Source organism: bacterium (assembly GCA_024228115.1).
Classification (GTDB): Bacteria; Myxococcota_A; UBA9160; order UBA9160; family UBA6930.
Genome location: JAAETT010000539.1, coordinates 1 through 907 on the forward strand (window position 1 = coordinate 1; position 907 = coordinate 907).

The window sequence follows — 907 nt, forward strand, 5'->3', positions numbered from 1 at the left end:
CGATCGTCTCCACCGTCGCCGCGATCACGTTGGACACGATGAGCACGCACATGAAGGCGTCGAAGACCTGGCTCGTCGTGTCTTCAGGCGCACCGAGCTCGAGGATCTCGAAGAGGCGTCGTCTGACGGTCTGCCGCTCTCGCACCATCCAGCCAGGCTAGGGGTATGGAGACCCGCCGCAACGGGGGGCCGCCCCCCGGCCCCCCCGGCTGCCAAACGCCTCGTCGTCCTGCATGCCTCGGCGAATCGGGACGAGCGGCAGTCGACGCCCGGCAGCCACCTTGTCGCCAACTTGTCGCCGAGCGGTTTTCGGATTCGTAACTAGCTAAGATTCCTACCGCTTTTTCCTGTCCGGCGGGGTTCGAATCCAGGAGGGCCCACGCTTAACGTCTTGATTTCGCTCAGGTTGTGTTCCGGAGACCTTGTCGCCCGCTTGTCGCCGAGACACCTTCGGCGGCCTGTTCTCTCCATCGCCGGTGTGGGGTGGTCTTCGATTTGAGCCGGTGTGCGCAGCACCTGCAGGAGTGTGCTGTCGGCGAGACGGGCGTAGCGGCGCGTAGACTGGATCGACGCATGGCCGAGAAATTTCTGGAGAGAGCGTTCAGGAACACCGCGGCGAATTGCGTCAGTCGCCATCGAGTGTTTGGTGCCCTCGTAGCGCCCGATGGGTGGAAGTCCCGCGTCCTTCAATGCGGTGACCCAGACACGTTGGAGCGCCTTCAGCGGCCACTTGGCCGCGAATCTGTTCGAGGGCTCGGCGTGCCGGCCACCTAGCCCTGATCCGAGAATAATCTCACGCTGAGCAGTGTAGTCCGGAGGCGAAGCGGGGGCCGGATCAGGCAGCGAGGCGTTGAATCGCTCGTTCGCAGCGCCGGATCCTGGATCGAGCCGTCGAGGAGACGGCGAA

The 907-nt window shown here is 64.2% G+C and carries 2 protein-coding genes; both read right to left on the minus strand.

Going from position 1 to position 907, the window contains the following annotated elements:
- On the minus strand, positions 1-148 hold a 148-nt coding region (locus tag GY937_22040; protein MCP5059394.1), incomplete at its 3' end, for an ion transporter.
- Positions 149-321: 173 nt separating this feature from the next.
- Complete coding sequence (locus GY937_22045; protein ID MCP5059395.1) at positions 322-690, minus strand: tyrosine-type recombinase/integrase; 369 nt, start codon at positions 688-690, stop codon at positions 322-324.
- Between the last annotated feature and the right edge of the window lie 217 nt (positions 691-907).